This window comes from Corynebacterium sp. TAE3-ERU2 (assembly GCF_019209955.1).
Classification (GTDB): Bacteria; Actinomycetota; Actinomycetes; order Mycobacteriales; family Mycobacteriaceae; genus Corynebacterium; species Corynebacterium megadyptis.
The window spans coordinates 23004-45424 of record NZ_JAHUTL010000004.1 but is presented as its reverse complement, the minus strand read 5'-3'; the positions used below and the strand labels follow the sequence as shown (position 1 = coordinate 45424).

Genomic DNA, 22421 nt, shown 5'->3' with positions numbered 1-22421 from the left:
GAGTAGCTGCCCTAGGGGGTATCCGTAGACTATTTCGCAGCCTAGGAGTTTTGTCACGTTATGAATAGTGCCCCTGTGCGTAGTATGCCCCAATTATAGCCCCTCGGGGCCGAAAAGAGCTAGAGGGGAGCGCCGTCGCACTCCCCTCTCCCCTAGCGTGAGCGGCTTAGGATTTCTTGACGGTCGCCGCCTTCATGCGGGAGACAAACTCGGCGAGTTCCTTCTGCAGCGCCTCGAGATCGGTGACGCGGCGCGGCTCGGGGTGCTCGCCCTCGCAGTACTTCTCGATGATGGCCGCGATGGCGGAGCCGGTGATCGCCCCGGCGGCACCGGCAGTTATGGCGTCGGAGACGTGCTCTGGGGTGGAGATACCAAATCCCAGGAGCGAGGGGGCGCCGCCGAAGCGCTGAATATTCTTTACGATCTCCGGCAGGCCCCCGGTTTGAGATTCGGACTCAGCACCCGTTACGCCGAGGCGGGAGACGGTGTAGATATAGCCCTTGGACACGGCCGCGACCCGTTCCAGGGTCTCCTCATTCACATTCGGCGGTGCGATGAAGACGGGATCCACGTGGTGCTGCTCGGCGGCGGCGAGGAAGGGGGCGGATTCGCGCACCGGGATATCCGGAATGAGCACGGAATCGGCGCCTGCCTCGTGAATCTGGGAGTAGAAATTATCCAGCCCCAGTGAAAAGGCCACGTTGCCATAGCAGAGCAGGCCCATGGGGATCTCGGGATAGCGGGCGCGGATGCGGCGGATGATATCGAGGGAGGCGGCGAAGTCCATGCCGGCGTCGAAAGCGCGAATATCCGCGGCCTGGATGGTGGGGCCATCTGCTACCGGATCGGAGAAGGGTACGCCCAGCTCAAGAGCGTCGGCGCCATTCTCGATGAGGGTGGTAATGAGCTCCACATTGGTATCGGGGTCGGGATCGCCAAGCATGATGAAGGGGACGAAGGCACCCTCGCGCCGTTCATCCAAGCTGGCGAAGAGATCGTCATAGCGGGACATGCTTAGTTCTCCTTCAGGGTGTACTCGGGGTGCTCGGCCAAGGTGCGGCGCACATAGTCAATATCCTTATCGCCGCGGCCGGAGAGCGATACCAGAATGGTGATCTCTTCATCCTGCTCCTGGGCGAGCTGAGCGCGTTTCAGGGCATAGGCCAGAGCATGGGAGGATTCCAGCGCCGGCAGAATGCCCTCATAGCGGGTCAGCAGCTGGAAGGCTTCCAGTGCCTCGGCATCGGTGATGCCCACATAGGTGGCGCGACCGGAATGGGATAGGTGGGCGTGCTGGGGGCCGACGCCTGGATAGTCCAAGCCGGCAGAGATGGAGTAGGACTCCTCCACCTGTCCCTCAGCGGTGCGCATGAGATAGGACTTAGCGCCGTGGAGGATACCGATGCGACCAGCGTTGATAGGCGCGCCGCTCTTGCCGGAATCCAGACCGAAGCCGGCGGGCTCGGTGCCCACCAGCTCCACCGAGTCCTCCTCGATGAAGTCGGCGAAGATGCCAATGGCATTGGAGCCGCCGCCCACGCAGGCCGTCACCACATCCGGCAGCCCGCCGATGCGTTCCTGCATCTGCTTCTTAGCCTCGGTGGAGATCACGCGGTGGAACTCGCGGACGATCGTCGGGAAGGGGTGCGGGCCGGCAGCGGTGCCGAGCAGATAGTGGGTGTCCTCGAAGGATTCCGTCCAATCGCGCAGCGCCTCGTTCACGGCGTCCTTCAAGGTGCCGGAACCAGCGTTCACACTCACCACCTTGGCGCCCATCATTTCCATCCGGTAGACATTCGGCTGCTGGCGCTCCACGTCCTTAGCGCCCATATAGATCACGCACTCGAGGTCTAGCAGGGCGCAGGCGAGAGCGGTGGCGGTGCCGTGCTGGCCGGCACCGGTCTCGGCGATCACGCGGTGCTTGCCCATGCGCTTGGCCAGCAGAGCCTGCCCGATCACCTGGTTGGTTTTATGGGCGCCGCCGTGCACCAAATCCTCGCGCTTGAGGAAGATACGCGCATGGCCCTTGCCCTGTCCCTCGAGGGGCAGGTTGGAGCATTCGGTAATCGGCGTCGGCCGGCCGAGATAATCGCGGAAATAGGTCGCGAGCTCCTCCATGAATGCCGGATCCTCCATGGCGTCCACGAAGGCCTTCTCGAGCTGATCGAGGGCGGGAATAAGCAGTTCCGGGACATATTGCCCGCCGAACTCTCCGAAATAGGCGGGAAGGATGGTTTCCCGCTCTGTGTGCTGGGTGGTCTCTGTCATCGTTGATCGTGTCCTTGTTACTTGATATCGGGGTTCTCTGCGGCCTCGCCTTGCGGGGCGGGAGGGGCAAAGTGGAAGGCCTTGATGGCGGCGAAGGCGCTGCGGATGGCGGCACTATTCTTTTGATACTGCCACGTTTCCCCGGCCGCGGAGCCATACTCCACGCCGCTATTGAGATCGACGCCGACGCAGCCGGTGCGCAACGCCTGGTCAATATTCTCCGGAGATACGCCTCCGGCGATGAGGGCGCGGTCTTTGACGCTATCGGGGATATTCGCCCAGTCGAAGCTCTCGCCGGTGCCTCCTTCGCCATTGTCCAGCACGAGCTTGTCCACCAGTCCCCCACTGGCGTGCGCCTCGGCCATGCGTGCCCCATGCTCGGAGCTCATAGAGATAGCCCGCCACACCTGGACCTCGGGGCCGACTTCAGCGCGCACGGCGGAGATCAACTGCTTCTCCCCCTCCCAGGTATCGGAGAGCGGTGCATGAATCTGCACGGCGTAGACGCCACTATCGGCATAGTCGCGATAGCCGGAGCGTTGCCGCGAGACCGCCACATAGCGCAGGCCGGGCTCCGCGGCCATAATGGCTGCGGATGTTTCACGTGAAACATAGCGGGGCGAGGCGTGCTCGAAGATCAGCCCGCCGTAGACGGCGCCGGCTGCGCAGGCCGCTTGGGCGGCCGCCGGCGAGCTCAGCCCGCAGACCTTGTTCTCGCCGTAGATGAGGGCGCGGGCGGCCGCGTCGATATCGGGCTGGGAGGTGAGTTGCGAGCCCACCAGGAAGCCATTGACCACCCCACCGAGTTTCTCCACGGTGACATGGTCCTTAATGCCCGACTCGGCGAGCAGCACCGCATCTGCGGGGGCCAGAGGCGCCAATTCCGTCGAGCGAGAGAGATCGATGCTGAGATCATGAAGGTTGCGGTGGTTCACCCCAATGATGCGGGCGCCCAAGGCGGTGGCGCGGGCCATCTCTTCCTCGTCGAGCACCTCGGTGAGCACATCGAGGCCGAGCTGCTCGGCCAGCGAGGAGAGCTGCCGGTACTCGGCGTCGTCAAGCACAGAGAGCATGAGCAGGATGGCGTCGGCTCCGAAATAGCGGGCGGCCAGCACCTGCACTTCATCGATGATGAAATCCTTGCACAGCACGGGAAGGTGGGTGCTGGAGGCCACGGTGGCGAGGTGGTCATAGTCGCCGCCGAAGCGATCGGGCTCGCAGAGCACGGAGATCGCCGCGGCATAGCGCGAGTAGATCCGTGCGATATCGGCGGGATGATAGGACTCGCGAATCAGGCCCAAGGAGGGCGATGAGGACTTGCACTCGAGAATAAAGCGGTGCGAACCCTGCAATGCCTCATAGAGCGAACGCTGCGAGGTGGGAAGAGACGCCGCCTCTACCCCGCCGATGCGGGCGCGGATATCCGCGAGGTGGCCCCGGCGGGCGCTGACGATCTCTTCCAAGATCGTGGGCAGCGAGGAGGAATTACTGGTCGTCATGATCACTCCCTTCATAGGTGGCGAGCCAGTCCTGGACGGCGCCGCTCGAGATGACCTCCTTGGCGCGGGCGGTTCCCGCCGCGATGCTCTCGGCTTCGCCGTGGAGATAGAACATGGCGCCGGCATTGACTGCGACGGCATCCACATGGGCCGCCGGTGCGGTACCGGCGAACACGGCGCGCAGCATCTCAGCATTCTCCGCAGCGTCGCCGCCCGTAATCTCGGAGAGCTCGTGGGTGGCAATACCCATCTCTTCTGGGGTGAGGCGATAGTGGGAGATCTCGCCGTCCTTGAGCTCCCAGAAATCCGTGGGCCCGTGCACCGCGAGCTCATCGGTGCCGCTGCCATGCACCACCAGGGCGCGATTACGGCCCAGTTCGCGCATGACGCGGGCGATGGTCTCGCCCAGGCGTGGTTGTGCGATACCCATGATCTGCAGCTCGGGGCGTGCCGGGGAGAGCAGGGGGCCGAGAATATTGAAGAGGGTGGGAATGCCCAGTGCCTTCCGCACGGGCTGCACGTGCGCGACAGCGGGGTGATAGGCCGGTGCGAAGAGGAAGGTGAACTTCGACTTCTCATAGCAGCGCACGGCGCTATCGACGTCTTGTTGTACCGGAATATTGAGCGCTTCCAGCACATCGGCGGAGCCGGACTTCGAGCTCACCGAGCGGTTGCCGCACTTGACGACGCCGCAGCCGCCCGCTGCACACACCACAGAGGCGGCGGTGGAGATATTAATGGTGTTCTTGCCATCACCACCGGTGCCGGCGGTGTCCAGAAGGCCCGCGCCGGTGAGCGGGAAGGGGCGGGCGGCGGCGAGGAACGCCTGGGCTGCGCCGGCAATATCCTCAAAGGTCTCGCCACGGGTGCGGATGGCCACCAAGAGCGCGGCCATATGGACGTCATCGTAGTCGCCCACGGTGAGCGGCTCGAAGACCGCGCGGGCCTCCTCCACGGTGGGGTGAGGATTATCCAGATAGGTTTTGAGAAGTTCGACTGCGGCCGGGTTAGCCATGATGGGTGCCTTTCGTTTCACGTGAAACAGTGCGGGGAGGACAGGGGGTGCTGCCCTCCATTATGGGAGCAAGATGTCGATGGCGCGCTGAATGATGTGCGGCCCGGAGGGGCTGAGGATGGACTCGGGGTGGAATTGCAGGCCGATGGCGTCGGTCTGCCCCGCCGTGTCGCGGATAATGCCGGCCATGATGACGTCCCCGCTGTCTGAGGGGCAGGTGCCGAGACTCTCGATGCGTTCGGGGGCATCGACGCAGCCGAGTGAGTGATAACGCGCGACCGGTACGTGGTCGCCGGCGCCGGTGCTGCGGTCCGGATGCGGGTCTACGCTCAAGCCGGCGAAGAGTGGGGAGCGCGCTCCCGCCTCGCTCAGCACCATGTCGCTCATGCGGCCATGCACGGGCCCGCAGGGGGCCACCACTCCCCCACAGTGCTCGATGAGCGCCTGGAAGCCGAGGCAGATGCCGAGCATGGGCGTGGAGCCGAGTTCGGCGGCGATGAGCTGCATCATGGTGCCCGCCTCGGCAGGATAGCTGGGGCCGGGCGAGAGCACGAGCAGATCCGGCTGCAGAGCCTGAACCTCGGCGACGGGGGTGGTATTGCGCACCACCGTGATGCGGTGCTCGGTGGCGGCAATGGCGTCCACCAGGTTGTAGACGAAAGAGTCGAAATTATCGATGACAACAATGTGGCTCATGCTCGTTCCACCTTCAATTCCTGTGCTGCGGCAGCCGCGATGGCGTCCAGCACCGCATAGGCCTTGTGTACGGTTTCATCGGCTTCGGATTGCGGCACCGAGTCGCGGACGACGCCGGCACCGGCCTGCACATGGGCGCGGCCGTGGCGGACGAAGGCGGAACGGATAACAATGCAATTATCCATATCGCCATTGCCCGCCAAATAGCCCACGGCGCCGCCATAGCTGCCGCGGCGGATCCTCTCTGCCTTCCGCAAGAGCTCCACCGCCTTAATCTTTGGGGCGCCGGTGAGCGTGCCCATATTCATGCAGGCGCGGTAGGCGTCCAGCGGATCGAAGTCCTCGGCCAGAGTGGCGCTGACGATACTGACCAAGTGCATCACCCGGGAGTAGCGATCCACCTGCATGAGCCGATCCACCGCCCGGGTCCCCGGCACTGCCACGCGGGCGAGATCATTGCGCGCAAGATCCACGAGCATCGCATGTTCGGCCGTTTCCTTGTTATCGGTGCGGAGCAGAAGCTCATTGCGGGTATCGAGCTCCCGATTCAGGCTGCCATCGGGATTGAGCCCGCGTGGCTGCGTGCCCGCCGCGGGATAGATCTGCAGCGTCCGACTCTCGGCGGTGTACTTGAGGTTGGACTCCGGCGATGCGCCGAAGAGTTCATAGGTGCTCTCCCCTGCCCCATCCTCCGCGCCCGCGGCCGCGGCGCCGTGGATATAGAACATATAGGGGCTGGGATTGGACACGCGGAGCTGGCGATAGGCGGCGAAGGCATCGGGGCACTCCACACTGAAGGTACGGGCGGGCACCACCTGGTAGATATCGCCGTCGTAGATATTGCCCTTGAGCGTGCGCACGACATCGCGGAATTGCTCATCGCTGAAGTTGATCTCCGCGTGCAATGTTTCACGTGAAACATCGGCTGCGTCCTCCGCGGCGGCGGGGCTGGCGGGCGCGGAGTGGGCGTCGATAAGCGCCGAAATGCGCTCGAGCTCCGCGGTGTCTGCCTCGCGGGAGGAGGCGAGGGTACTCACCCGTGCGAGCGAGGCCTCGCCGGAGCGGTGGTCGATGTCCAGCAGCGTCTCGGCGAGGATGAACTGATAGTCCGGGTAGGTATTGGGCCCCTCCTCCACCTCGGGAAGCTCCTCGAAGGTGGCAAGGTAGTCGAAGGCGAAGCCGCCCGCGAGGAAGGGCAAGAGGCCATCGTGGAAGCCGGACTCCTGCTGCAGCAGCCGCAGGGGCAGCACCGTGCTCGGGGCGAGGAGGCGCTCCTTCTCGTCCATCGCCGTCGAGGGCGGGAAATGGAAGCGGAGGCGATCGCCCGGGAGACGATACTCGGCCAGGCGGGTCGCCAGCAGCTCCGCCAAGGGCTCACCAGAGGCGCTGAGGATGTCCACCTGGACATCATGGCCGGTACAGGTCAGCCGCAGCGAGGCGCTGAGGATGGCAAGGGACTTCACGCCGCGCTTGGACTCAATATCGACCGATTCCAGCAGAACCGAGTCCGCTGGGGTGTTCGTGCCATCGAGACAGAGGGCGCGATATACCTCGGAGGCATCGCGGTGATAGCGCACTGGGCGGCGCAGCACTGCGGGCTCATAGTGCGGCGGGGTGGTGAGTGTCATCGTGCTCTTTTCTTCTGAAGCCTGGGTTGATCGGTGGGGCCACCTCCCCCAGTGCGTCGAGCCCGCGCCCTCTCAGGCAACAAAAAAGGCTCGCCGCGCCGGGGAGCGAGCGAGCCTAGTGAAAAGACGTTGGAATGCCGAATTCGTGGCTCGCCCTAGCTGGCGCGCCACCACCACGAGTGGGTGCTGGAAGTGAATTCGTGCAACAACATGGCAGCTACTTTAGCAGTAGTCTCTCTGCCGCTAGGAAGATGGGTGCTAGATGGGGGTAGAGCCGCTAAGAGCGTTCCGATCGCGGCAGGAGTCCGGCGCGTACACCATTGAGAATAATGAGTACCTCGGCCGCCTCGTGGATGGTCACTACCTCCGCCAGGCCCAGAACGCCGGTGATTGCCAGCGGCGGCAAGGCCACCACAATAGCCAGCGCCAGGGCCAGGTTGGTGATCATGATGCGGTGAGCGCGGGCGAGGTGCCGCAGCGCCGGGGGAAGCAGCGTCAGGCTATGGCCGACGAAGGTGATATCGGCGCTCCGGCGGGCAATATCGGTGCCCGTGGCACCCATGGCGATGCCAATGCGCGCGGCCGCAAGGGCCGGTGCATCATTGATGCCATCGCCCACCATCATCCAGCGCCGCGAATCCACCGCAGCATGCTTATCGGAGGGGCTGAGATCGCCGCGCACATCGGCGATACCCGCCGAGTGGGCAATGGCTTCGGCCGCCTCCTGGCGGTCGCCACTGAGCATCACCGTGCGCAGGCCCTGCGCCTCGAGGGCCCGGATGGCCTCCGGTGCCTCCTCCCGCAGGGAATCAGCGAGCTCGATAATGCCGAGGCGCTCTCCCTCGCGGCGTACCTCCACCACGCTGGCGCCGCCGATGGTGGCGGTGACATCGCGGGCACGGCCCACGGAGATCTCCGCGCCTTCGACGATGCCACGCAGGCCCTCTCCCGGGGTCTCGCGCACATCGGTGGCCGTGGCGGGGCTGATCCCCTGCTGCGCGGCCGCCTGCACGATGGCCCGGGCCAAGGGGTGCTCGCTGTGGTGCTCAATCGCGGCGGCGATAGCGAGTACCTGCTGGGATTCCGTACCGGGGGCGGCGTCGATATGCACCACCTGGGGGCGGCCCTGGGTGAGAGTTCCGGTTTTATCGAAGGCGACGGTGGTAATGCCGTGGAATCTTTCGACGGTGGCGGCATCGCGCACCGCGCAGCCCATGCGGCTGGCGCGGCCGAGTGCGGCCAAAATGGTGATGGGCACGCAGATCGCGAGGGCGCAGGGCGAGGCTGCGACGAGCACCGTGAGGGCGCGGGGGATCCAGAGCCCCGGGTCGCCGAGGATGCTGCCAATAACGCCCGTGGCGAGCGCAAGAAGCAGCACGCCAGGCACGAGCACGCCGGCGATACGGTCGGCAAGTCGGCCCGCGGCACCCTTGCGGTCCTGAGCGGTAGTGGTCAGTTCCACGATGCTGGACAGCGTATTCTTCGCGCCAGGGGAGGTGGCCTCCACTTCGAGGGAGCCATCGAGGGCGATCGAGCCGGCAATGACCTCCTCCCCTACCCCAGCCATCACGGGCATGGGCTCGCCGGTAATGGCGGAGACATCCATGTGCGAGCGGCCGGTGCGGACCATGCCATCGGTGGGCACGCGCTGCCCAGGTTTCACGTGAAACATTTCGCCCACGCCGAGTTCGCGGACGGGCACGCGCCCGCGCTCGAGGGTCTCCACGGTCTCGGGCAGGAGTTTATCGATCGACTCCAGATCATCCCGCGCTTTATCCAGGGAGCGATCCTCGATGGACTCAACGAGGGAATAGAGGAAGGCGAGGGTGGCCGCTTCGCCGGGGAAGCCGAGGAGAATGGCGCCGATGGCGGAGATCGTCATCAATAGCGCGACGCCTAGCCGGGCGCGGCCGCGGTTCTTAACGAAGGTCCTGAGCGCCCCGGGCACGAAGGTGGCTCCGCCCAAGGCGATGCCGAGATAGTAGAACCAGGGGTGCACCAGGAAGCCAAGGATCATGGCGATTCCCGAGCCAAGGGCTAATTGAATCTGACGATCGCGGTACCAGGGGCCTTCGGTCGTCTCCCGTACTTCGCCGGATTCGCAGGAACAACATGCGCTACTCATGGCTAGCCCCCATGTCTACCAAGCAGCTCTCGCTCTCCTGCACGGTGAGTACCACCTGCGAGAGTTCGAGTAGAGCGTGCTGCAATTGCGGGCTGCTGATCTCATAACGCACCTTGCGGCCTTCGTGCTGGGCGCGAATGACCCCACAATCGCTCAGGCAGGTGAGGTGATTAGAGACATTGGAGCGTCCCGTTCCCAGCCGCTCGGCAAGCTCGGCGGGATAGTGGACGCCATCCATCATGGCAAGAAGAAGCGCTCGCCGAGTATCACTGGCGAGCGCTGTGCCCACGCGCTTCAGCGCGTCATTATGTGTTTCTTGGAAGCTCATGCCCCCGATAGTACACGATTGAATGAACTATAGACGCTGACCTTTAGGTCTCATCCTGATTCTGCGAGCGGCGCAGCGCCGAGCGCAGCTTATCGACGTCCACCTCGGGCTGCGGAGCCTGGGATTCCGAGTCGCCCGCCTGGGCGGCAGCGGCGTCGGAAATCTTGCGGTTGGCGTCGATAATGGCCACTGCTTTGGCGCCGAGGGCGGCACCGATGCCTAGGAGGGTGACACTGGCCACGACGGCGGCGAGAACGAGAAGCCACATCCAGCCGGCGGCGGAAAAGGCGAGCAGGGCGCCAATGCCCATGGCGAGGCCCGCGACCAGCCATACGGGGCCGGCCACCTTGTGTGCGGCGTTCCACATCTCGCGCGAGGTGCGGACCTCGGGGACGCGGATGCCGATGATGCCATTGCCGGGCAGGTGCTGTGTCCATGCCAGGGCGCCGAGGATGAGAAGGGCAAGGGTGAGAATGAGCAAAATGATGCCGAGGACAGCCATGAATGACACTCTAAGCCATGGGTGGCGAGGGCGCGAAAAGCTCGACGGCACGCCTTCGCCGCCACGGTGGAGCACTCCCCTCCCCTCCTGGGCGCGCGTCGGCTAGCTCCTAACCGCAGATCGGGGAGTAAGGGTGGTGGGACGCCTCGTGTGCGGTAGATTGAGGCCTACGCACAGGCGTCTTCTTTGTGTGGACCCGTGGTTTCTTGGTATCTGGACTAGCTCCCGTCCTGGCGTGGTGTGCTGGCCTCACAGCGCCCTATCGCACCGCTCTGACCAGCGGGAATAGCTCAGATGTAGAGAAACCCCCACAACGGAGTTCCGCCGGCTATCAGGTTAGTGAAATAACGTCACGTTACGAAAACGAAAGTGGATTCTCATGAACACTGGACAGGCCACGATGGCCGCCCCGGAGAAAAAGAAAGGAGGCTTCCTCGGCTCGCTGCTGATGTGGATCATCGTCGCGATCGTCCTCGGTAGCGCTCTGAGCCTCGTGCTCCCCGATTGGCTGGCACGCATCTTCGTCACCTTCAATGGGCTCTTCGGAAACTTCCTCGGCTTCTTCATCCCCATCCTCATCTTCGCGCTCATCGCCCCCGCCATTGCGGGCATCGGACGCGGCGCGGGCAAATGGCTTCTCGTCACCACCGCCATCGCCTATGCATCGACGGTGCTCTCCGGCTTTGCCGCCTATGGGCTGAGCCGCGGGCTCTATCCCTCGCTCCTCTCCTCCGAGGCGCTCGGCGATGCCGTGGACATTGATGCCGGCGCCCTCACCCCCTATTTCGAGGTAGAAATGCCGCCCTTGATGAATATCATGACGGCGCTATTGCTGGCCTTCATCTTCGGCATCGGCATGACGGTGGTCAAGGCGGATACCGCCTATACGCTGGCCAAGGAGGTGGAGGAGATTGTGCAGCTCACCATTCGTAAGTTCGTGATTCCGCTGCTACCCATCTTCATCTTCGGCATGTTCCTCTCCATGGGTAAGAACGGGAATATGCAAAAGACCATGACGATGTTTGCCGTGGTGCTCATCCTGGCGATCGTGGCCACTTTGGTGTTGTTGCTGGTGCAATTCCTTATCGCGGGCGCTATCGCTGGCCGTAACCCGCTGCGTGCGTGGAAGACCATGCTGCCTGCATATTTCACCGCGTTGGGCACCTCCTCCTCGGCCGCCACCATCCCTGTCACCTACTCCTGTGCGCAGAAGAATGGTGTCTCCGCCAATGTGGCTGGCTTCGTGGTGCCGCTCTGCGCCACCATTCACCTCTCGGGCTCGATGATGAAGATCTCGCTCTTCGCCTTCGCCATCATGTTTATGGCGGGCACTCCGGTCAGCCCCGCACTCGCCTTCGGCTTCGTCCTCATGCTGGGTATCACCATGATTGCCGCACCCGGCGTGCCTGGTGGCGCCATCATGGCCGCCTCCACCCTGCTGAGCTCCATGCTCGGCTTCACCGATGATCAGGTGGCGCTGATGATCGCGGCCTATATCGCCATCGACTCCTTCGGTACTGCATGTAATGTCACCGGCGATGGTGCCATCGCCATGATCGTGAATAAGCTCTCCGGCGGTCGTGGCGCAGAGAAGAAAACTGAACTAGAGGACGCTTAATAGCACACTCGCACGCCGCCCAGACCGTCCATTCGGACAGGTTCTGGGCGGTTTAGTGTATCTGCGGTCAGTAAATAAGCAGACGGCATTCCGCAGGCAATGTTTCACGTGAAACATTCGCCGCGCGCCGCCCCCGACCCGCAGGCACACTCCGCGTGGATGCTCGTGCGAAAGCGGCGAGTCGCACCGGCTACACTATGACGCATGACTAACCCGAGCGACGTACCCGCATATAGATACCGTGCCGGCCTGGCGGCCGACATTGAAAGCAAGTGGCAGAAGTACTGGGCCGATCACGGCACCTTCAATGCGCCGAACCCCGTAGGCGAGTTGGCCGAGGAGGGTGGCCAGAGCCTTCCGGAGGACAAGCTCTTTGTGCAGGACATGTTCCCCTACCCCTCGGGCGTGGGCGTGCATGTGGGCCACCCGCTGGGCTATATCGCCACCGATGCTTTTGCTCGTTTTCATCGCAAGCTGGGCAAGAATGTGCTGCACGCCTTTGGTTATGATGCCTTCGGCCTGCCGGCCGAGCAGTATGCGGTGCAAACCGGGACGCACCCGCGTACGACCACCGAGGCCAATATTAAGAACATGTCCCGTCAGATCGGCCGGCTCGGCCTGGGGCACGATACGCGCCGCAGCTTCGCTACCACGGATACGGACTTCTACCGCTGGACCCAGTGGATCTTCCTCACGATCTACGATTCCTGGTTTGATGAGCGCAGCAATAAGGCGCGCCGTATCGACGAGCTGATTCCTTTGCTCGAGTCCGGCGAGATCGCTACCCCCGAGCGCTATGGGCGCCCCTTTGCGGAGTTGAATGATGTCGAGCGCGCCGAGGTGATCGACGAGTTCCGTTTGGTCTATCGCTCGAACTCCACGGTCAATTGGTGCCCTGGTTTGGGTACGGTGCTGGCCAATGAGGAGGTCACCGCCGAGGGCCGCTCGGAGCGCGGCAACTTCCCCGTGTTCCGCAAGAATCTGCAGCAGTGGATGATGCGTATTACTGCCTATTCGGATCGCTTGATCGATGATCTGGATCTGCTGGACTGGCCGGAGAAGGTGAAGTCCATGCAGCGCAACTGGATCGGCCGCTCCCGCGGTGCCGAGGTGGACTTCCGAGCCGCCGGCCACACTATCACTGTCTTTACTACCCGCCCGGATACCCTCTTCGGCGCCAGCTATATGGTGCTCGCCCCCGAGCACGAGCTGGTGGATGAACTGCTCACCCATGCGCCCGCCAGCTATGAGGGCGTGGACGAGCGCTGGACCTTTGGTGCCGCCAGCCCGGCCGAGGCCGTGGCCGCCTATCGCTCCTCGATTGCCGCCAAGTCGGATCTGGAGCGCCAGGAGAACAAGGATAAGACCGGTGTGTACTTGGGCGTGCAGGCCGTGAACCCGGTCTCCGGTGAAGAGATTCCGGTGTTTATTGGTGATTATGTGCTCACCGGCTATGGCACCGGGGCCATCATGTCCGTTCCGGCGCACGATGACCGCGACTATGAATTCGCCCAGGCCTTCGGGCTGCCCATTCGGGAGGTGGTCGCCGGTGGCGATATCTCCACTGCCGCCTTCACTGAGCCGGGCATTGCGGTGAATTCCGCCAATGAGGAAGGCTTGGACATCAACGGCCTGGGCAAGGAAGAGGCCGTGGCCACCACGATCGTCTGGCTGGAGCAGAATGGCTATGGCCGCGAGAAGATCCAGTACAAGCTGCGCGACTGGCTCTTTGCCCGCCAGCGTTACTGGGGCGAGCCTTTCCCCATCGTCTATGACGATCAGGGTGTGGCCCACGCCCTGCCGGAGGAGATGCTGCCCATCGAGCTGCCGGAGGTGGAGGACTATAAGCCGGTGTCCTTTGACCCGGACGATGCCGATTCCTCCCCGCACCCGCCGCTGGCGAAGGCCACCGACTGGGTGAATGTGGAGTTGGATCTGGGCGATGGCCTGCAGACCTACACCCGCGATACCAATGTGATGCCCCAGTGGGCCGGTTCCTCCTGGTACCAGCTGCGCTATATCGATCCGAAGAACGAGGAGCAGTTCTGCAATATTGAGAACGAGCGCTACTGGACTGGCCCCCGCGAGGGCGCCCCGGGCGGCGGCGTGGATCTCTATGTGGGCGGCGTCGAGCACGCCGTGCTGCACCTGCTCTATTCCCGCTTCTGGCATAAGGTGCTCTTCGATCTCGGTTATGTGAGTTCCTGCGAGCCCTATCACCGCCTCTATAACCAGGGCTATATTCAGGCCTATGCCTACACCGATTCCCGTGGCGTGTACGTGCCCGCCGATGAGGTGGAGGAGAAGGATGGCGAGTTCTTCTACCAGGGCGAGAAGGTGACCCAGGAGTACGGCAAGATGGGCAAGTCCCTGAAGAACTCCGTCTCCCCAGACGATATGTGCGATGAGTACGGCGCCGATACCTTGCGCGTCTACGAGATGTCCATGGGCCCGCTGGATACGTCTCGCCCCTGGGCCACGAAGGATGTTGTCGGCGCCCACCGCTTCCTGCAGCGCCTGTGGCGGCTGGTGGTGGAGGAATCCACGGGTGAGTGCAGCGTCTCCGAGCAGGAGCTTGACGACGCCACCCTCAAGGCCCTGCACCGCACGGTGGCGGGCGTGCGTGAGGACTATGAGAACCTGCGCATGAACACCGTGGTGGCGAAGCTCATCGAGTACGTGAACTTCCTGACCAAGCACTACTCCTCTACTGCCACCCCGCGGGCAGCCGTGGAGCCGGCGGTGTCTATGCTCGCCCCGATCGCCCCGCATATCGCAGAGGAGCTGTGGAGCATCCTGGGCCACGAGGAGAGCATCACCTATGAGCCCTTCCCCACCTGGGATGAGGCCTGGCTGAAGGACGATACCGTGGAGCTGCCGGTGCAGGTCAACGGCAAGGTTCGCGGCCGCATCCAGGCCCCGGTGGACGCCGATCGCGAGGCCCTCGTGGAGTTGGCCGTAGCCGATGAGAAGGTGGCCGCCCATATTGAGGGAAAGACTGTGGTGAAGCAGATCGTCATCCCGGGCAAGATGATCAACCTCGTGGTCAAATAACCCCGCCTGTGAACTACGCTGGGTGTATCTCTGACGCGGACACCCAGGAAGGCCCCCTATGACAGCCTCTGAATCGAGCGCTCAGGGGGCCCAGGCCGTCCAGCCCGCACGTCCCAGTGGCCCCCGCCCTGGGCTCGTGTGGGCTGCGCTCATCTGCCAGCTGGTCACGATTGCCGCTGCAACCTTATTGAAAAGCGTCTTTGTTATCGGTCACCTGTGGCGGCGCGAGGCGCACCGCCATCGCGGCGTGGAGCTCATGCCGCTGGATGATTTCTGGAATGCCCAGTCCGTCGTGGCCTCGCTCCTCAACGTGGCGGGCAATGTGGCGCTTTTCGCCCCGCTCGGCTTCGTGCTGGTGCTATTGCTGCGCGGCCGCGCCCATCCGGTGCGCACGGCCACGCTCCTTAGCCTCGCGCTGAGCCTGGGCATTGAGCTCGCCCAGTATGTCTTCCGCTTAGGCTATAGCGATATCGATGATCTGCTCTATAACACCCTGGGCGCTGCCCTCGGGGCCTGGTTGGCCACGGTGTCGCCGCCGATAGTGCAGCGCCTCGCTCTGGCGTTGTGCCTGCTCTTTATGCTCAGCCTCATGCTGCTCTACGCCCTCGGATCGCGCCTCGGCAGCCCCGATGCGGTGGTGGCGAGCCTCGGCTGCTGGGTCCACTAACCGTGCTAGCTGGGGCGGTGCTGCTCTCAGGCGCAGTGTTGTACTATTAGGCACTCAGCTTTAGGTCGCGTCCGAGCGCGAGCCGAGGAAAAGAGAGGGAGCAGGTGAGCGAGAAGCCACGCCGGAGGGGACGACCCGGCAATAGCCGCGCGGATATCATTAGCGCCGCTGAGGAGCAGTTTCACCAACGCGGTATTGCGGAGACATCCATCAGTCAGATCTCGCATGCACTGAACATCACCAAGTCCGCGGTGTATCACCACGTGGCATCCAAGGGCGAGCTCATCGCCGCTGTGGCCGAGCGCGCCCAGCATACTTGCGCCAGCATTATCACCCTCGCCAAGGAGGGCGAGGATGATGGCTTGGACATTCTCAAGAACATGGTGTGGGAACTCACCGTGGCCCTCGCCGAGGATCACGGCAGTCTCCGGCTCGCCGTCGCGGCCAGCGGCTCCGAGGAGCTGGGTGCTCCCCTGCGGCAGGTGCGGCAGCAGCTACGTCAGGAATTCATCACGCATATCGACGCCGTCCGCGCCGCCCAGCGCCTCAGCGCCGCGCTGGAGCCGGGCGTGATCGCGGAGCTCATTATCACCAGCTGCGTGACCACCGCGGCCTGCTATGAGGGCGAGCCCGAGGACGCCGCCGATATGGCGTTGAGCTACGTATTCCAGGGTTTACGCGCCTAATCGAGGCCCGCCGCGATGGCCTCGGCGATGCGATCAATCACCGCGGAATCCCTGTCCTCGCCACTGATGGTGACTGTCTCTCCCTGGGCGATCCCCAGTCCCATCACCATGAGCGCTGAGGCGGCATCGGCGTCGTTGATCGCTACCTCGCCCTCGGCCGTGGCGGCCATCTCGGCGATGAGTGCCGCGGGGCGGGCGTGCAGCCCGACCTCGTCGGCCACAACAGCCGTGCGGCTATAGCCGGCGGTGCTATCGGTAGTCGCCTCCGGCCCGGGTGCCGCCGTGTCCTGCTGGGCGGGGGTGCGGAAGCCATAGATGGCGTTGCGGGCCGCCGCCATCACCCCGCGTAGATCCACGCCTTGTTGAGCGGCCACGGCAGCCGCGATACCGCCCTCCACCAAGGGTGCATCCACGAAGCAGATGGGCTCGTCCTCATGGAATTCGAGCAGCATCTCTACGGTCATAGTGGCCGAGCCGAGATCCGTGAGGATCAGCACCTCGCGGTCGGCGTCGCGCAGCTGGGTGACGGCCGACTCGATGCGGTCATAGGAGGTGCCAATGCCCCCATCGGCGGTGCCGCCCGCGGCGCGGATATCCACCTCGGAGGCCATCTGCCGCGCGAGATCGCGCAGCCCCTCGGCCAGCTGGGCCGAATGTGAGACAAAAACAAGACCGACGGCCATGAGTTATTTGCCTTCCTGTGCGGCTGCGGCGGCCGCAGCGAGGAAGTAGGCCGAGGAGGTGGCGCCGGGATCCTTGTGCCCCTCGGAGCGCTCCCCCAGATAGGAGGCGCGGCCCTTGGTGGCCTTCATGGGGATCGTGGCCTCTGCGCCCTGCGCGGCCGCATCGGCGGCAGCCTGCAGTGCGGCGGCGGCATCGGCGCCCTCAGTGGCGGCGGCCCGCGCGGCGGCCGCAGCCGGGGCCCACGCATCCACCATGGTCTTCTCCCCTTCCTCGGCCTTGCCGCGGGCCTGGATACCGGCGACGGCGGCCTCATACATCTCGGCCACGGCGGTGGCGTCAATCTGCTCCGGTGCCACCTTGGCCAAGCGCATGAAGGCGGTGCCGAGCAGCGGGCCCGAGGCACCACCCACGGTCGAGATCAGCGTGGCGGCCACCGTCTTGAATACCGCGGCAGGGGTGTCCGGGGTGGATTGCTTCAGCGTGGCGGATACCGCGCCGAAGCCACGGTCGAGGTTTTCGCCATGATCGGCGTCACCGATGGCGCGGTCGAGATCGGTCAGTTCCACGCGGTGAGCGGCGGCCTCGGCCACGCAGCGGTCGATCCACGCGAGAGCCCAATCGAGAGAGAGTTCAGCCATTATTCTCAAGCCTCCTTAGTGAGTAAAAGCGGGGGTGTGGGCGGGGGCGTCGTAGAGCGCCAATAGCTCGTCATCAACACGCATGAGCGAGATGGAAAAGCCCTGCATATCGAGGCTGGTGACGTAGTTGCCTACGAGCGAGCGCGAAATAGTGACGTCCTGTTCAGTAAGTCGTTCTGCGAGACGGCGGTAGACAATATACAGCTCCGAGAGGGGCGTGCCACCCATGCCGTTGACCAGTGCAATCACCTTCTCGCCGGCGGCGAGGGAGAGATCGGCGAGGATCGGATCCAGCACCGCGTCGGTGAGTTCATCGGCGCTGCCGAAGGTGGTGGTGCGGCGGCCGGGCTCGCCGTGAATGCCCACGCCGAGTTCCACATCGCCCTCGGCCAGCTCGAAGGAGGGCTGATCGGCATGCGGGACGTGGCAGGGGCTCAGGGCCACGCCCATGGAGCGCACCTGGTCCACGCAGGTTTCGGCCACGGCGACCACCTCGTCCAAGCTATCGCCGCGCTCGGCGGCGGCGCCGGTGATCTTTTCTACTAGCAGGGTGCCGGCCACACCGCGTCGACCAGCGGTGTAGAGCGAATCCTCCACCGCGACGTCATCATTAATCAGCACCTGCCGCACCTCGATATCGTCCAGCTCTGCGAGCTCGGCGGCGGTATCGAAATTGAGCACATCGCCGGTGTAGTTCTTCACCAAATACACCACACCTGCCCCGCGGTTGGCTTCCACGGTGGCGGCCTGGATGGGATCCGGTGTGGGCGAGGTAAATACCGCGCCGGGCACGGCGGCATCCAGCATGCCGGTGCCCACGAATCCGGCGTGGAGCGGCTCATGCCCCGAGCCGCCACCGGAGATCAGCCCGACCTTGCCCTCCTCCTTGCGCGTGGCAGCGGAGCGGGACACAAATAACGGCTCGGTGTGCATCTGCACGTGCTCGGAGTGTGCTGCGGCGAATCCGGCGATGGACTCGGCGACATAATCATGGGGATCATTCATCAATTTCTTCATCTGACACCCTCCCTCTGGGGCTCGACGGTGAATGGAGTGACGCGAGTAGGTAGCCCTGTCATCCCCCAGCGTAGCGGAATCTGCCGTACCGACACCGCCGCCGTTTTTCGCCCCTCTTTATGGGGTGACCTGCATTGCTCCCCTACCCTACGGGAGCGTAGAATTACTCAGCCGCGCCGCTGTTCAGCTCTGGCAGGAGGGGCACCAAAATAGATTGCGCCCCTCTACGGGTCGGCTCGCCACGGGCCCGCCGCACACCAGACAATCCTGATCGGCGCGACGGTAGACATAGACCTCGCCGCCGTGCGCATCCTCCCGTGCCGGCCGCCGCATGGCCTCGGGGGTGTGGGCGGGCAGCACGGTGTCGATCCAGCCCTTCTCTTCCCCATCGCGCATCAGCTGGCAGAGATCCTGCGCAATGGCCTCCCGCTGCGCCGCCGTGAGCTCGCGGCCCGGGGTAAAGGGGTCGATTCCCTGCCGGAAGAGCACCTCGGCGCGGTAGATATTGCCCACCCCGGCATAGTATTTCTGGTCCATTAGCAGCGAGGCGATACTGCGGCGCGAGCGGGCGACGCGGCCCGCAAGTTCCTCCCAATCGGAGTCCGCGCGCAAGGGATCGGCCCCCAGCCGGGCAATCGCCGCGGCCTGCTCCTCGGCGGTGATGAGCCGGCACCACTGGGGGCCGCGGAGCGTGGCGGCGATCTCCTCGTGCGCGATGCGCAGCCGAATCTGTCCCCAATCAGCCTCGGGGGATTCGAAGTGGAACTTACCGATGAGCCCGAGGTGAATATGCACGATCGAGTCCGGCTGCGGGGCGTCGATGTGGATGAAGAGGTGTTTTCCCCAGGCATCCGCGCGCTCGAAGCGGTGGCCGTCGAGCTGCGCCGCGGCGGCGGCAAAGCGCCCCTGGGGCGAGCTGACCTGCACTCTCCGCTCGGCAAAATGCTGGTTGAGCTGACGGGCGAGACGGTGAATCACATGACCTTCGGGCATGGTGTTCTAGTCTAGGCCGCTCCCTGCCGCACAGTGGCCTCCGCGCGGCAGGAGGCGCCGGATGGAGCGCATGGGCCATACTAAAGGGCATGTCAGCAGCTTCGCGTTCTACCGACTCCTCCCCCACCGCAGCGCCGATGCATCTTTCCCAGCGCGGCGAGGTGGCACCGTTTATCGTGATGGATATTCTCGCCCGCGCCCTGCAGCGCCGCCAGACACATGGCGATGCGCTGCTTTTATGCGTGGGTCAGCCCTCCACCCCTGCGCCCAGCCCCGTGCTGGAGCAGGCCGAGTCGGCGGTGCGTCAGGACATCCTCGGCTACACGGCCGCCAGCGGCACGCCGGAGCTCAAGGAGGCGATCGCCGCCTACTATCAGCGCCGCTATGCGGTGCAGGTGGATCCGGAACGTATTCTCATCACCACCGGCTCCTCGGGCGGGTTCACCTCGCTCTTTCTCGCCGTCTGCGACCCCGGCGATGAGGTGGTGCTGGCCCGCCCGGGCTATCCCGCCTATCGCAATGTGCTCTCCGCGCTCGGGGTGTGCATGGTGGAGATCGACGTTAGCGATGCCGAGCACGCCTTTCAGCTGCGCGTTGAGGATCTGCAGGCCCTGCCGCGGCTGCCGCGGGCGGTGATTGTGACCTCGCCCTCCAACCCCAGTGGCACGGTGATCGATCCGGCAGAGTTGCGTCGTCTAGCGCAGTGGTGCGATACGCACGGCGTGGTACTGATCTCCGACGAGATCTACCACGGCATCAGCTATGGTGCCGAGTGCCGCAGCGCCGCCGAGTTTTCTGAACGGGCGGTCATTGTGGGCAGTGTGAGTAAGTATTTCTCCATGACCGGCTGGCGGGTCGGATGGCTCATCGTGCCGCCGGAGCTGGTGGGGGTGCTCGATCGCCTTCACGCCAATTTCACGGTCTGCCCGCCGGCGATCTCGCAGCAGGCCGCCCTGCGCGCGTTTGACGACGCCGCCCTGGAGGAACTCGACGCGCATGTGCAGCGCTATGCCCGCAATCGGGAGATCCTCATGGAGCGACTGCCCGCGCTGGGCTTGAAGAATATCGTGCCCGCGGATGGCGCCTTCTACTGTTATGTGGATGTCTCCTCGATCACCGAGGACTCCTTCCGCTTCGCCCATGAGCTACTCGACGCCACGGGAGTGGCGGTGGCGCCCGGGGTGGACTTCGACGCCGTGCACGGGCACCGCTGGATTCGGCTGAGCTATGCCTGCGATACCGCCGATGTGGTGGCCGCCTGTGATCGCCTAGAGGCCTATATTCGAGACTAAAAACTATCGACAAACAGAAATTAAACTATGCCTTTACCAGCGGGTTTACTGCTGTTTTATGCAATTGTTCCGCAACGGCGGTAGTATCTCAGGGTAACCGTAGCGGCGGCCGTGAGAGAGAATGCAGGCCGCCACAGGGCCTCACTCCGACCGCTGCCACTACGTCAGTTGTCGCCCCCTTTACGCTCTTATCTCAAGTGAGGTTGCTCTATGCTTTCACCCGCCATTGGCTTCGACCGATCCGCGTATATCCAGATGCAATCTGAGCACATTAAGGAGCGCCGGGAGAGTCTCGGCGGACGCCTCTACCTGGAGATGGGAGGCAAACTCTTCGACGATATGCACGCCTCCCGTGTGCTGCCGGGCTTTACCCCCGACAATAAGATCGCGATGCTCGAGAACATCAAGGACGATGTCGAGATCATGGTCTGCATCAACGCCAAGGATCTGGAACGCGGTAAAATGCGCGCCGACCTTGGCATTTCTTATGAGGATGATGTGCTGCGCCTAGTGGATGTCTTCCGCGCGCGCGGCTTCCTCGTGGATAACGTGGTGATGACCCAGTGCGAGGAGGGCAATAAGCATGCCACCGCCTTCCAGGACAAGCTCACCCGCCTAGGCCTGAAGGTCACCCGCCACTTCGTGATCGAGGGCTACCCCGCCGATACCGAACACATCGTCTCCGAGAATGGCCTCGGCCGCAATGAGTACGCCGAGACCAGCCGCGATCTCATTATCGTCACCGCGCCCGGCCCCGGTTCGGGCAAGCTGGCTACCTGCCTCTCGCAGATCTATCACGAGCACGTGCGCGGCATTGATGTGGGCTATGCCAAGTTCGAGACCTTCCCCATCTGGAATATCCCGCTGGATCACCCGGTGAACGCCGCCTATGAGGCCGCCACCGCCGATCTGGACGATGTGAACATGATCGACCCCTTCCACCTGGCGGCCTATGGCAGCCAAGCGGTGAACTATAACCGCGATGTGGAAGTATTCCCACTGCTCAAGCACCTGCTGGAGAAGATTTCCGGGCATTCGCCCTATGAGTCCCCCACCGACATGGGCGTGAACATGGTGGGTAATTGCATCAGCGATGATGAGGTGTGCCGCGAGGCCGCTAAGCAGGAGATCATCCGGCGCTACTACAAGGCGCTGGTGGAGGAGAAGAAGAACCAGAAGGCACCGCTGGAATCCGGCCGCATTCGCCTACTCATGGGCAAGCAGGGCATTCACGAAACTGATCGCCCCGTGATCGAGCCGGCGCGCGCCATCGCCGAGGAGACCGGCCAGCCCGGCAGCGCCATCAAGCTCAATGATGGCGAGATCATCACCGGCAAAACCTCCGCTTTGCTCGGCTGCTCGGCGGCCATGCTGCTCAACGCGCTGAAGTATCTGGCTGGTATCGAGCCGGATGTGGACCTGTTGGCGCCCAGCTCCATCACGCCCATCCAGACCCTCAAGATCGAGCAGCTGGGCAGCAGCAACCCACGGCTGCACACCGATGAGGTGCTCATCGCCCTGAGCGTTTCGGCGGATCATGACCCCAATGCCCGCCGCGCCCTCGAGGAGCTGCACAACCTGCGTGGCCTCGACGTGCACACCACCACCATTCTCGGCTCGGTGGATGAGGGGATCTTCCGCAACCTGGATATCCAGGTGACCTCCGATCCGGTGTATCAGAAGAAGCTGCTCTTCCGGAAGTAACACCGAA

General features: G+C 63.9%; 19 protein-coding genes. 6 read left to right on the top strand and 13 right to left on the bottom strand.

What is annotated here, in order from left to right:
* Positions 1-166: 166 nt before the first annotated feature.
* The 9 genes from trpA to KRX12_RS06535 form a co-directional block, all read right to left on the bottom strand.
* Positions 167-1012: a tryptophan synthase subunit alpha gene (gene trpA / locus KRX12_RS06575; protein WP_218366126.1), complete on the bottom strand. Its 846-nt coding sequence runs from the start codon at positions 1010-1012 to the stop codon at positions 167-169.
* A 2-nt stretch (positions 1013-1014) separates the two neighbouring features.
* On the bottom strand, positions 1015-2268 hold the full coding sequence (gene trpB, locus KRX12_RS06570; RefSeq protein ID WP_218366125.1) for a tryptophan synthase subunit beta: 1254 nt from the start codon (positions 2266-2268) through the stop codon (positions 1015-1017).
* Between the two features lie 17 nt (positions 2269-2285).
* Positions 2286-3767 carry a bifunctional indole-3-glycerol-phosphate synthase TrpC/phosphoribosylanthranilate isomerase TrpF gene (gene trpCF, locus KRX12_RS06565; protein WP_218366124.1) on the bottom strand — a complete coding sequence of 494 codons (1482 nt, stop codon included), beginning with the start codon at positions 3765-3767 and terminating at the stop codon, positions 2286-2288.
* Positions 3754-4782: an anthranilate phosphoribosyltransferase gene (gene trpD, locus KRX12_RS06560; RefSeq protein WP_218366123.1), complete on the bottom strand. Its 1029-nt coding sequence runs from the start codon at positions 4780-4782 to the stop codon at positions 3754-3756. The genes trpCF and trpD overlap by 14 nt, the downstream gene beginning before the upstream one ends.
* A 60-nt stretch (positions 4783-4842) precedes the next feature.
* Positions 4843-5478: a gamma-glutamyl-gamma-aminobutyrate hydrolase family protein gene (locus KRX12_RS06555; RefSeq protein ID WP_218366122.1), complete on the bottom strand. Its 636-nt coding sequence runs from the start codon at positions 5476-5478 to the stop codon at positions 4843-4845.
* The gene (locus KRX12_RS06550) at positions 5475-7106 is read right to left on the bottom strand and encodes an anthranilate synthase component 1 (protein WP_218366121.1); all 1632 of its coding nucleotides are present in this window, start codon (positions 7104-7106) and stop codon (positions 5475-5477) included. Before KRX12_RS06550 ends, KRX12_RS06555 begins: the two co-directional genes overlap by 4 nt.
* Positions 7107-7383: 277 nt before the next feature.
* Entirely contained in the window at positions 7384-9231 is a 1848-nt protein-coding gene (locus KRX12_RS06545; protein WP_218366120.1) for a cation-translocating P-type ATPase, read from the bottom strand.
* A complete protein-coding gene (locus KRX12_RS06540; RefSeq protein ID WP_218364846.1) occupies positions 9224-9559 on the bottom strand; it encodes a helix-turn-helix transcriptional regulator in 336 nt (111 codons plus the stop codon). The genes KRX12_RS06545 and KRX12_RS06540 overlap by 8 nt, the downstream gene beginning before the upstream one ends.
* Before the next feature lie 43 nt (positions 9560-9602).
* Positions 9603-10061, bottom strand: a complete 459-nt coding sequence (locus KRX12_RS06535; RefSeq protein ID WP_218366119.1) for an SdpI family protein — start codon at positions 10059-10061, stop codon at positions 9603-9605.
* Between the two features lie 379 nt (positions 10062-10440).
* On the opposite strand from KRX12_RS06535, the gene KRX12_RS06530 reads away from it, so the two are divergent.
* The 4 genes from KRX12_RS06530 to KRX12_RS06515 all read left to right on the top strand — a co-directional run bounded on the left by KRX12_RS06530 (position 10441) and on the right by KRX12_RS06515 (position 16086).
* Complete coding sequence (locus KRX12_RS06530; RefSeq protein WP_218364848.1) at positions 10441-11679, top strand: dicarboxylate/amino acid:cation symporter; 1239 nt, start codon at positions 10441-10443, stop codon at positions 11677-11679.
* Between the two features lie 204 nt (positions 11680-11883).
* Positions 11884-14733 (top strand): leucine--tRNA ligase, encoded by a 2850-nt coding sequence (gene leuS / locus KRX12_RS06525; protein WP_218364849.1) that lies wholly within the window; start codon positions 11884-11886, stop codon positions 14731-14733.
* Between the two features lie 58 nt (positions 14734-14791).
* Entirely contained in the window at positions 14792-15400 is a 609-nt protein-coding gene (locus tag KRX12_RS06520; protein WP_218366118.1) for a VanZ family protein, read from the top strand.
* A gap of 104 nt (positions 15401-15504) precedes the next feature.
* Complete coding sequence (locus KRX12_RS06515; RefSeq protein WP_218366117.1) at positions 15505-16086, top strand: helix-turn-helix domain-containing protein; 582 nt, start codon at positions 15505-15507, stop codon at positions 16084-16086.
* On the opposite strand, the gene dhaM is transcribed toward KRX12_RS06515, so the two are convergent.
* From dhaM to KRX12_RS06495, 4 genes are all read right to left on the bottom strand, one after another.
* Entirely contained in the window at positions 16083-16769 is a 687-nt protein-coding gene (dhaM, locus tag KRX12_RS06510; RefSeq protein ID WP_218366116.1) for a dihydroxyacetone kinase phosphoryl donor subunit DhaM, read from the bottom strand. The two genes, KRX12_RS06515 and dhaM, sit on opposite strands and share 4 nt — an antisense overlap.
* A 3-nt stretch (positions 16770-16772) precedes the next feature.
* Positions 16773-17408 (bottom strand): dihydroxyacetone kinase subunit DhaL, encoded by a 636-nt coding sequence (dhaL, locus tag KRX12_RS06505; protein ID WP_218364853.1) that lies wholly within the window; start codon positions 17406-17408, stop codon positions 16773-16775.
* A 15-nt stretch (positions 17409-17423) separates the two neighbouring features.
* Positions 17424-18425, bottom strand: a complete 1002-nt coding sequence (gene dhaK / locus KRX12_RS06500) for a dihydroxyacetone kinase subunit DhaK (RefSeq protein WP_218366115.1) — start codon at positions 18423-18425, stop codon at positions 17424-17426.
* A 183-nt stretch (positions 18426-18608) separates the two neighbouring features.
* Positions 18609-19418 (bottom strand): Fpg/Nei family DNA glycosylase, encoded by an 810-nt coding sequence (locus KRX12_RS06495; protein WP_218366114.1) that lies wholly within the window; start codon positions 19416-19418, stop codon positions 18609-18611.
* A gap of 89 nt (positions 19419-19507) precedes the next feature.
* Between KRX12_RS06495 and KRX12_RS06490 the strand changes: the two genes are divergently transcribed.
* Together KRX12_RS06490 and KRX12_RS06485 are read left to right on the top strand one after the other, a co-directional pair.
* Positions 19508-20710 (top strand): pyridoxal phosphate-dependent aminotransferase, encoded by a 1203-nt coding sequence (locus KRX12_RS06490; protein ID WP_370625554.1) that lies wholly within the window; start codon positions 19508-19510, stop codon positions 20708-20710.
* A gap of 210 nt (positions 20711-20920) precedes the next feature.
* Positions 20921-22414 (top strand): DUF1846 domain-containing protein, encoded by a 1494-nt coding sequence (locus KRX12_RS06485; protein ID WP_218364856.1) that lies wholly within the window; start codon positions 20921-20923, stop codon positions 22412-22414.
* Positions 22415-22421: the final 7 nt, after the last annotated feature.

What these genes read in the sequence shown, in the direction of transcription:
- trpA (WP_218366126.1), bottom strand. Translation starts at nt 1,012, where the DNA reads ATGTCCCGCTATGACGATCTCTTCGCCAGCTTGGATGAACGGCGCGAG.
- trpB (WP_218366125.1), bottom strand. Translation starts at nt 2,268, where the DNA reads ATGACAGAGACCACCCAGCACACAGAGCGGGAAACCATCCTTCCCGCC.
- trpCF (WP_218366124.1), bottom strand. Translation starts at nt 3,767, where the DNA reads ATGACGACCAGTAATTCCTCCTCGCTGCCCACGATCTTGGAAGAGATC.
- trpD (WP_218366123.1), bottom strand. Translation starts at nt 4,782, where the DNA reads ATGGCTAACCCGGCCGCAGTCGAACTTCTCAAAACCTATCTGGATAAT.
- KRX12_RS06555 (WP_218366122.1), bottom strand. Translation starts at nt 5,478, where the DNA reads ATGAGCCACATTGTTGTCATCGATAATTTCGACTCTTTCGTCTACAAC.
- KRX12_RS06550 (WP_218366121.1), bottom strand. Translation starts at nt 7,106, where the DNA reads ATGACACTCACCACCCCGCCGCACTATGAGCCCGCAGTGCTGCGCCGC.
- KRX12_RS06545 (WP_218366120.1), bottom strand. Translation starts at nt 9,231, where the DNA reads ATGAGTAGCGCATGTTGTTCCTGCGAATCCGGCGAAGTACGGGAGACG.
- KRX12_RS06540 (WP_218364846.1), bottom strand. Translation starts at nt 9,559, where the DNA reads ATGAGCTTCCAAGAAACACATAATGACGCGCTGAAGCGCGTGGGCACA.
- KRX12_RS06535 (WP_218366119.1), bottom strand. Translation starts at nt 10,061, where the DNA reads ATGGCTGTCCTCGGCATCATTTTGCTCATTCTCACCCTTGCCCTTCTC.
- KRX12_RS06530 (WP_218364848.1), top strand. Translation starts at nt 10,441, where the DNA reads ATGAACACTGGACAGGCCACGATGGCCGCCCCGGAGAAAAAGAAAGGA.
- leuS (WP_218364849.1), top strand. Translation starts at nt 11,884, where the DNA reads ATGACTAACCCGAGCGACGTACCCGCATATAGATACCGTGCCGGCCTG.
- KRX12_RS06520 (WP_218366118.1), top strand. Translation starts at nt 14,792, where the DNA reads ATGACAGCCTCTGAATCGAGCGCTCAGGGGGCCCAGGCCGTCCAGCCC.
- dhaM (WP_218366116.1), bottom strand. Translation starts at nt 16,769, where the DNA reads ATGGCCGTCGGTCTTGTTTTTGTCTCACATTCGGCCCAGCTGGCCGAG.
- dhaL (WP_218364853.1), bottom strand. Translation starts at nt 17,408, where the DNA reads ATGGCTGAACTCTCTCTCGATTGGGCTCTCGCGTGGATCGACCGCTGC.
- dhaK (WP_218366115.1), bottom strand. Translation starts at nt 18,425, where the DNA reads ATGAAGAAATTGATGAATGATCCCCATGATTATGTCGCCGAGTCCATC.
- KRX12_RS06495 (WP_218366114.1), bottom strand. Translation starts at nt 19,418, where the DNA reads ATGCCCGAAGGTCATGTGATTCACCGTCTCGCCCGTCAGCTCAACCAG.
- KRX12_RS06490 (WP_370625554.1), top strand. Translation starts at nt 19,508, where the DNA reads ATGTCAGCAGCTTCGCGTTCTACCGACTCCTCCCCCACCGCAGCGCCG.
- KRX12_RS06485 (WP_218364856.1), top strand. Translation starts at nt 20,921, where the DNA reads ATGCTTTCACCCGCCATTGGCTTCGACCGATCCGCGTATATCCAGATG.